2 protein-coding genes and 1 pseudogene are annotated in these 9,410 nt (G+C 56.0%); all 3 read left to right on the forward strand.

What is annotated here, in order from left to right:
- Positions 1-74: 74 nt before the first annotated feature.
- On the forward strand, positions 75-5,678 hold the full coding sequence (ratA, locus tag ACLJQD_RS18950; RefSeq protein WP_071527523.1) for a DUF823/DUF824 repeat adhesin RatA: 5,604 nt from the start codon (positions 75-77) through the stop codon (positions 5,676-5,678).
- Between the two features lie 158 nt (positions 5,679-5,836).
- Positions 5,837-6,055: pseudogene (locus ACLJQD_RS18955) on the forward strand (hypothetical protein); the annotation flags it as partial.
- A 658-nt stretch (positions 6,056-6,713) separates the two neighbouring features.
- Positions 6,714-9,410, forward strand: a 2,697-nt coding sequence (locus ACLJQD_RS18960; RefSeq protein WP_369533083.1) for an autotransporter-associated beta strand repeat-containing protein, incomplete at its 3' end; no start/stop codon positions are given.

Raw genomic sequence — 9,410 nt, forward strand, 5'->3', positions numbered from 1 at the left:
GCACTTTGCTTAGCCGCGCGCTAAGCAAAGTGGGTTGAATTACGACAGAGAATGAAAACGGGTGGCTATCGCTCATGGACAGGAATCGGCAAGTGAATAAAGTTGTACATTTCTTACTGACATTACTGGTCATGTTTGCAGCGTCGATCGCGCCTGCGCAGGCGCTATTGAAGGGCGGAACCTGGCAAGAGCTGAACTCGACGACCGGCGCGGTTAACGGCACCGCGCCGCTGGCCGACGGGGCCATTATCCCCCTGTATCAGGGCAGTACGTTGCTTGACCCGAGCAAAACCCACGATATTGAATTCAGCGCCATGCCGCGCGATTTTAGCGCGGATGCTACCTCAACCTCGATGCAGGCGGTCAATTCCACCGATACCGAAGGTGATCTCTTTAGCGATCCGCCCACCATCGCCTGGGAAAACCGCCAGCCGCCCGCCATGGGGCTGGTATGGGCCGATGCCGCCACGCCCGACACGCCGCTCTCGCCGCAGCCGGTTCCGAACCTGACCTTTTGCGCCCAAAACCTCGCCGGGCGACAGCTGGTGGCCTGGGCGCAGGTGGAAGATGAAACCAACGTTCCCGCGCTGTGGCTCTTTACGAATACCGGGGTGCCGAATTATGCGACCATTCCGCTGTTAAGCCCGAAAGTGACGCTCAACATTAAACCGGCCACTGACACGCCGGTTACGGTCAGCGGCGATCACGTTGATTCGGCTTTTGAGGCATCAAAAGTGAAGGTAGGGGAGAGCATCACCCTCACCATCACCACCAAAGCGTGCGACGGCACGCCCGAAGGCAACGCGCCGTTTGTCATCCGCCGTAAAGATGCGGAAAACCGCCAGGGTGTGGTCAACAATGCCAACCCGGTTCGCGTTGGCGATACCGAACTTACGACCACCCAAACGGAATATCGCGGCGTCACTGACGCCAACGGCAACGCCACGGTGGTGGTCACCCAGAAGGAAGGCCCCGGCGTCAAAACGCCGCTGGTTGTCAGCTCGGTCAACTTCCCGGCGCTTACGGCTGAAACCGCCGTCATTTTCACCACCATCACCAGTCCGGACAGCGATAAGGCCAGTATGTACGGCCACATGATAGAGAGCGCTACCGCGACGCTGAACGGTATAACCTACACCTTCACCCGCCCGAAGCTGGCGGCGGAAGCGAGCGGCGCTGACAAAAGCGTCGTCGATACCAACGAAACCTGGGCGCTGTTCGACTGGAACGGCGCCGATAACCATTGCAATATTCTGCCGGACGCCGAACAACTGGTGCAGATGCGACATGAGCACAGCACGCTGGCAACGTACACCGGCTGGCCGGCGACGGACGATGCCGAATACTGGTCGTCGACCAAAGATCAGATGAGCGGCTACCACGCTGCCGTACATATGAACAGCGCGTCGGTTGCCAGGGCCGCCGACAGCGACACGCTGCTGGTCAGCTGTGTGGATAAAGCCCAGCCTGCGGCGCACCCGCAGATTACTCTCTCCCCGCAAGGGCCGTATAAAGCGCGGGTAGGGGAGTCGATTGATCTGGTGATGACAGTGGTTGACAGGGACACGCAAAAACCGCTGCCTTACCGTTATATGGAGCTGTTTATCGACCCGGCGACAAACCGCAAAGGGGAGCATCAGGACGCGTGGGATAACCAGCGGGTCACCGTCGATTCCGAAGGCATGAGAGCCTCGTCGCCGGAGCACTATACCGGCGTGACTGACGTTAACGGCCAGGCGCATCTGACGTTAAAACACGACAGCGGCATGGGGGTTGAAACGCCCATCCGCATCGTGATGCCGGACGACGAAGGCGGCAACGTCGAGCTGCCCTTTAGCGTGATTTTCACCGTAATCACCAGCCCGGACGTGGACGGCGCCAACATGTGGGGCCATATGCGCGGCGTGGTGGACGCGGGCAACCTGTACAAACGCCCGCTGCTGGCGGTGGAGGCCAGCCATAAAGACGGCCAGTTCGACGAAAACAACGAACAGTGGGCGACATTTAACTCCGTGGCGTCGGCCACCGCGCAGTGCGGTACCGGCCAGGTGCCGGATCAGTCGTCGCTGGCGCATTTGTACAGCGAACATGCGGGCGGGCAGATGGAAAGCGAGCACGGCTGGCCGACTGAAGATTATTTCATCGCCGCCGACAGCGACGCCTCCGGGACGGTACACGTCAACCTCGAAAACGGCGATAGCGGCAAATTTACCGATACGCCGAACTACCTGACCTGCTCGGCCAATGAAATGGTGGCGGTGCTGGACGTCTATTTCAACGACGACCCGGCGACCAAAAACGCCGATATGACCGCCAAAGTGGGTGAACAGATTAAGCTGAACATCCATTCGCGCAACGCTCTTAACGGCATGGCGATCGCCAATACCGACTTCACCATCACCATGGCGAACGGCAGGCGGCGCGACGGGCTGACGACCGGTTTTACCGATACCAGCAACGGCGAGATGCAGTTTGACGGCGTCGGCTACATTGCCGGACAGGTTTATCAGGGGATCACCGACGCCAACGGCGATGCGACCATTATCCTCACCCAGGATAAGGGCGTGGGGCTGCTGACGCAGTTAAGCATCGTGCCCGTCGATTCATACATCAATACGCCGGTTTCCCGCAGCGTGAAGTTTACCGTCGCCACCAGCCCGGATACGGCAAAAGCCAAAATGTGGGGCCATATGGCCGACACAATTACCGTGGGTGACTGGACCTTTGAGCGGCCCAAACTGGCGGGTGAAGTGAGTAACCCGCTGCGTACCCAGGACGAGAGCAATGAGACCTGGACGCGTGTGGCCCACACCGACGCGGCGAGCAACCCGGATGCGGGCGGCTGCGCGGCGAACCGCCTGCCGCGCATCGACCAGCTTGAGGCGCTGTACAACGCCAACAGCGGCGGCAAGATTCACAGCATTCAGGGCTGGCCAATCTATCTTAACTACTGGTCGTCCACCTACCAGAGCGCCACCACCTGGAAACTGATCGCGCTGGCGAACGGCAGTGAATTTGCCAACAGCAACGTCTCGATTTACACCAGCTGCCTGGCCAGCGACAACCCGGTACCAGCCGCCATCACCATTGAACCGGTCGATCCATCGCTGTGGTACGACGGCAGCGACGTGCATGCAGTCAAAGTGAAAAAGGGCGATACCCTACAGCTTAAGGTGACGGTGAAGGACGCCAGCGGCAACCCGATCCCGGAAGCGCCATTTGTGCTCACCCGCGGCGACGGTTACGATCGCCGGGGCGAAAAGTATACCGCTCAGGACGGTGACGATCTGCAAGGCATCGTGACGCCCGTGGTGATCGACGGCGAATCGCTGGCCTGGACCACCACTAAAATGGGGTCGCAGACCGGCCCTGACGGCACCCGCATTATTAGTGTTACCCGCCCGGACACCCACGGCACCCGCACCGCGATTAACGCGACGCTGTATGAAAATGCCGCCGTGAGCGCCAGCATTGACACCATCTTTACCGTCGTCACCAGCCCGGATGCCAGCGTCGCCCGCATGTGGGGGCATATGGCGCCGTCGCTGACGGCGGCAGATGGCGCGGTGTACCAGCGTCCGCTGTTGTACGCTGAGCTGGCCAGTACGGACAATACTACGTCTAAGCAAGAAACCAACGAAACCTGGGCGATTTTTCATGGGCCAGCCAATACAGGGGCAAATTCGGCCCGCTGCGCGGCGGGCTATTACCCTGCCGTTGAGGCGCTGGATTCGCTCTACAGCAAATACCCGAACCGAACGATAAATACTGCCCAGGGCTGGCCGGTCTACTATTCTTACTGGAGCGGATCGAACTCGACGTCACTCTCCAGCGGGGCAAAAGTTGACTTCTATTACGTAGTCGATCTGGCTGATGGTTCGCGTCGGTCAGAAAACAGCTCGCCCAACTCTGTCTGGCAGTACCAAATTTGCGCCAGGACGCCGATACCGCAGGCCACGCAGATCACCCTCACCTCCCCGCAGGCGATGGATGACGCTATTCAGGCGGTGAAGGCGAAAAACAGCGAGTCGATCCCGCTGCTCATCACCACTACCGATGCGATGGGCAACCCGATGCCTTATACGACTTTTTCGCTTAAACGCGACGCCGGGACGCCGCGCAACACTGACTATAATAAATTTGTAGCCACTAACGGCACCAACATGACGGTGACGCCGCTAGCCGGTGCGCAGCAACAGTTTTACTATGCCACATCGGCTCTGACCGGCACCACCGGCGCGGACGGTACGCTGACTCTGACACTTGCCGAACCCGGCGGCATAGGGTTGAAAAACCTGCTGACCGCGAGTCTGTACGATACGCCGACGGCGACCTCATCGCTGCCGGTGGTGTTCACCGTCCTCACCAGCCCGGACAGCGACAAGGCCAACATGTACGGCCATATGCCGGAGACCTTCACCGCCAGCAACGGTGCGGAGTTTAAGCGCCCGCTGGTGGTAGGCGAGCCCTCATCAACGGCGCACACGGATACCTATTTCGAAACCAATGAATACTGGGTCATGGTGAATAATTTTAATACCGGTAATTACGGTGGGTGTCCGATGAATCAGATGGCTGCGATAGATGATTTCACGGCGCTGTACAACGATCACCCAAGCGGCAAGGTGGCGACCGATATTGGATTGCCCGTCGGGAAGCGGTGGTGGGCTGGCGATAGCCTGCTGAAAGGCTCAACCCTTTACTGGCAGTATAAAGATCTCAAGACGGGGAAAAACTACAGCATGTCGGAAAACCCGGGTAACTACTACTTACAACTCTGCCTGACAACATCGCGCAGCGGGCTGAATATCGCGCTCTCTTCCGACGCATGGAACGCCGATAAATCAGCGGCCGTGGCGAAAAAAGGCGAAACGATACCGATGACGGTAACGGTGACTAACGACGACGGGCAGCCGCAGGCCGGGGTGGCCGTACTGTTGACGCGTGGATACGCTTATTCGCGTGGTGCGGTGGATAAGCAATACATTGATCCCGGCGTGATTGGCGAGCCAGTTCCGTTTACAACTTCGCCAGCGAATATGATGCTGACGCCGGTTGCACCTGCGGGTACGGCAGTGGTGTTTAATAACCAGAATGGCCTCAGCACAAAATGGTCTGGCTTCACTGGCGATGACGGTAAGTTGCGGTTTACGTTAACTCAGGATAAATCGTCGGGGTTAAAAACGTCTGTCACGGCGGCGCTTGCGAATCAATTTGATGAGGCGGCGAGCGTGGATGCAATCTTTACGGTACAAACCAGCCCGGATACGCCGTATGCGTCATACTGGGGTCATATGCCGGATACCGTGCAGGTGAACGGCGTTACGCTGCGCCGCCCGTATCTGAAAGCCGAGCTCTCTGCCATGCCCCAGTATACCTGGCTGATGACTAACGAATACTGGGCGTCGAACTATTATTATCAGTCCGAGCACGTTGAAACATCGCTGACACATCTTTGCGGATCGCAGGAAAATATGGCCTCGCTGGACGATCTGAAAGCGTTGCAGAGCGTTATCGGCACGTTGCAATGGCCGACGACATCGTCCTGGGATTATGTGTCGCAAGATGAAGGTCAAAGCAATAAGTACTACTGTTCATTTAACGAAACGACCGGCCAGACAACCTGTACTCGTGAAAAATCGACGACCTCGGGCTTAGGCTCGTGCCGGGTGCCGTAGTGAATGGGGCCGGGAGCGCCTTTGAATGTTGGGTGACGCTTTGCGTCGCCCAACCTGGGTATCCCTTGCGGCTGGCGTTGTTCCGGTAGCGATGCATTTTTACGTTTTTGTATTCATGGAATGAACTGCAACGAAATGGACCTTTCTCAGGTACGTCAGTGAAATCGAAAAAGTATGTCGGTTTTTTATCCTGGCTGCTGCTATGCGCCCTCAGTTTAACGCCTTTCTTCGCGCAGGCCGTGCGAAGCAGCGGCGCATGGCAGGAACTCACTGAGCAAACTGCGGCTATTAACGGCACTCCGCCTCAGGCCGATAGTGTAACGATCCCGGTATATCAGGGCAGCGTTCAGTTGCGCTCTGATGCGGCGAATCCTGTAGCTCGTTAGGCTGGCCGACGCAGGGCTATCCCTGTTTATCTAAATCAACCTCGAGCGGCGGCATGTATTGCGGCGTGGATGAGAATACCAGGCAACAAAACTGCGTCATTAAGCCGGCAAGCACAGCAGGTTATGCGACGTGTGTGGAGTAACGTATTACGCATCTGGCGCTACCTATATACTCTAAATAATTCGAGTTGCAGGAAGGCGGCAAGCGAGCGAATCCCCGGGAGCTTACTAAAGTAAGTGACTGGGGTGAGGGAACGCAGCCGCAGCACATGCAACTTGAAGTATGACGAGTATATTTAAAACAACGCCAGGTGTCGCATGATAATTACCCCTTTTTGCCTCGCGCATCTATTTATCTCAATATATGAAATCATTAAATGATATTCACAATATAAATATATATAAAAGAGATGGATATATTTATATCAATTATAAATAAATCAAAAGTTGACCTGATATTGAAATAGGCCTTGAAATTGGTTAATAATTTGGCTTTGATAATATATTGTTACAGGTGATTGCAATTATTCATAGAACCATATTTTTGTTATTTATTATTTATCTCATTTATATACACCATTTAAAAGCTATTTACAGCCAATCAAAATCCAGTTTGCTTCGTGAACGTTATTAAAAGGAAATTTAAAAATTGAACAGGACCTACAGTATTGTCTGGAGCGCCGTGCGAAATATGTATGTTGTGGCTTCAGAACTGGCGCGAGGCCACAGCAAAGTTAAAGCGCAAGTATGCGCGAGTGAAACCCATTCCCCAAATAAAAAGTCCGAATATGGACAAATAATAAAAGCAACGCGCGCGGCGCTGGCTTGCGCCGTGGCTGCGGCGCTCGGATTTTTCAGCCCGCTGGCCATGGCCGACAATCAAGTGTCGTATATCGATGGAAAATCTCACGACTTGAGCACAGAAACGTCTCCAATCTCTTATTCAGGTACCGGCCAGGGTACAGCACTGTCTCTGGAAGGTCTGCCAACGGATAAGGGGGGCTGGCAGGCAACGTCGGGTACAGGCACGGATGTTGTGATTGAAACAGACGGCGGTGGAGACATCCTCTCAGGTAGTACTCGTGCGATCGGCACGGCGGTTTCGCTTAACAAAGGGGCGACGCTTAACCTTACCGACGCACAAATCACTACGACAGGAATCTACACTGCCGGCATCGATCTCAAAGAACAAAGTAGCATGACACTAACGGGGGGAATCATCCAGATCGGGGGGAACTATGGTGTCCTGACGCTCAATGGCGAGTCAAAAGCAACCTTGATAGGGACTGAGGTTAAGGCGACAACGGAAAATACCAGTGACTTAACATCGCAAGAAGGAAGTACGCTGAGAATTGAGGGCGGCAGCACAATCACGCTGACAAACGGCCAGGTGCGTGTGGTTGGCGATACGACATACAACTCCTGGCTGGAGGTGGACGGTAGTGCAGTTAGTTCCACGGGTACAGACAGTACTGTTATTGCGTCCAACAAGGGCGTTCTTGATATTACGAACTCTACCGTCACGCACGATAATGCCAAAGGCGCCGCCATTGAGGCCGCTAACGCCTCAACGGTGAATATTTCCGGCGACAATAAAAGCTCAATGTTCATTAAATCCGAAGGCATAGGCATTAAAAGCGCGAGATCTTCCGTCAACATTGACGGTGCCACCGTCGAAGCCAAAGGCGATGGCATTTTGATGACCACGGGAGGTAGCACCTTTTACAGCAATATCTCCGGACTGACGGTCGAAAATGCGGACGTGACTTCATCAGACGCCGCCGCGCTGCACGTTGATAAAAACACGGTGATAGAAACGCCCATTACACTAACCGACAGCACATTGACCGGCTCAACGGCTATTAAACTGGATAATGCGGCAACCGTAGAGGCCAAAAACACAACGCTGAATGGCAACATTGAAGCGGGGAGCACAGTATCGGCCTTGTCGCTGGCCGAAAAATCCTCACTGCAAGGGAGCGTCAACGGCCTGAACAGTTCATTGTCGCTCGACGACACCAGCCTGTGGAACATGACCGACCCGTCAACCGTCGGCAACCTGACCAACGACGGCGGCATTACACTGGGCAACGCGAGCGGTTCGACAGGTACGCTGCTGACGGTGGATAATACCCTGACCTTGCAGGACGGCAGCCAGATAAACGCGACGCTGGATACCGCCAACAGCTCGCCAATTATCAAAGCCGCCAACGTCACGCTGGACGGGACGCTGAACCTTAGCTCAACGGCCACCTTTGTCGCGCCCGAAACCGACGAACACTTTGGATCGGTCACGCTGATTGATTCGCAAACTGCGATCACTACCGATTTTGACAGCGTAACGCTGGATGCCGACACCTCCGCTATGCCGGATTACCTTACGATCAACGCGGGCGTTGATGCGAATGATAATACCAACTACGAGTTGTCTACGGGCTTGAGTTGGTACGCGGGCGCAAATTCTGCGCGCGCTGCGCATGGCACTTTTACCGTTGATGCAGACAGTACCTTTACCGTCACCAGCGAACTGGACGAAACCACGGCTACCTCCAACTGGAACGGCAGCAAGCTAACCAAACAGGGCGACGGCACGCTGATCCTCAGCAACACCGGCAACGACTATGGCGACACCGTCATTGACGGCGGTATTCTGGCCGCCAAAGACGCCGCCTCGATCGGCACTGGCGATGTGACGATTGCAGAAAGCGCAACGCTTGCGCTGAGCCAGGGCACGCTGGATAACAACGTGACCGGCGAGGGCCAAATTGTCAAAAGCGGTAGCGATGAGCTGATCGTGACCGGCGATAACAATTACTCCGGCGGCACCACCATTACCGGCGGTACGCTGACGGCTGACCATGCGGATTCGCTGGGCACTGGCGCTATTGCCAACAGCGGCGTACTTCAGGTCGGCGAAGGCGAGCTGGAAAACACCCTTTCCGGCGCCGGTTCGCTGGTCAAAACCGGTACCGGCGAGCTGACGTTAAGCGGCGATAACAGCTATTCCGGCACCACCACCATTACCGGCGGTACGCTGACGGCTGACCATGCGGATTCGCTGGGGACCGGGACTATTGCCAACAGCGGCGTGCTTCAGGTGGGCGAGGGCGAGCTGGAAAATACGCTTTCCGGCAGCGGCTCGCTGGTGAAAACCGGTACGGGCGAGCTGACGTTAAGCGGCGATAACACTTACTCCGGCGGCACCACCATTACCGGCGGCACGCTGACGGCTGACCATGCGGATTCGCTGGGCAGCGGCGATATCGACAACAACGGCGTGCTTCAGGTCGGCGAGGGCGAGCTGAAAAATACGCTTTCCGGCACCGGTTCGCTGGTGAAAATCGGC

It is taken from the genome of Salmonella sp. SAL04214 (assembly GCF_046550615.1).
Lineage (GTDB): Bacteria > Pseudomonadota > Gammaproteobacteria > Enterobacterales > Enterobacteriaceae > Salmonella > Salmonella enterica.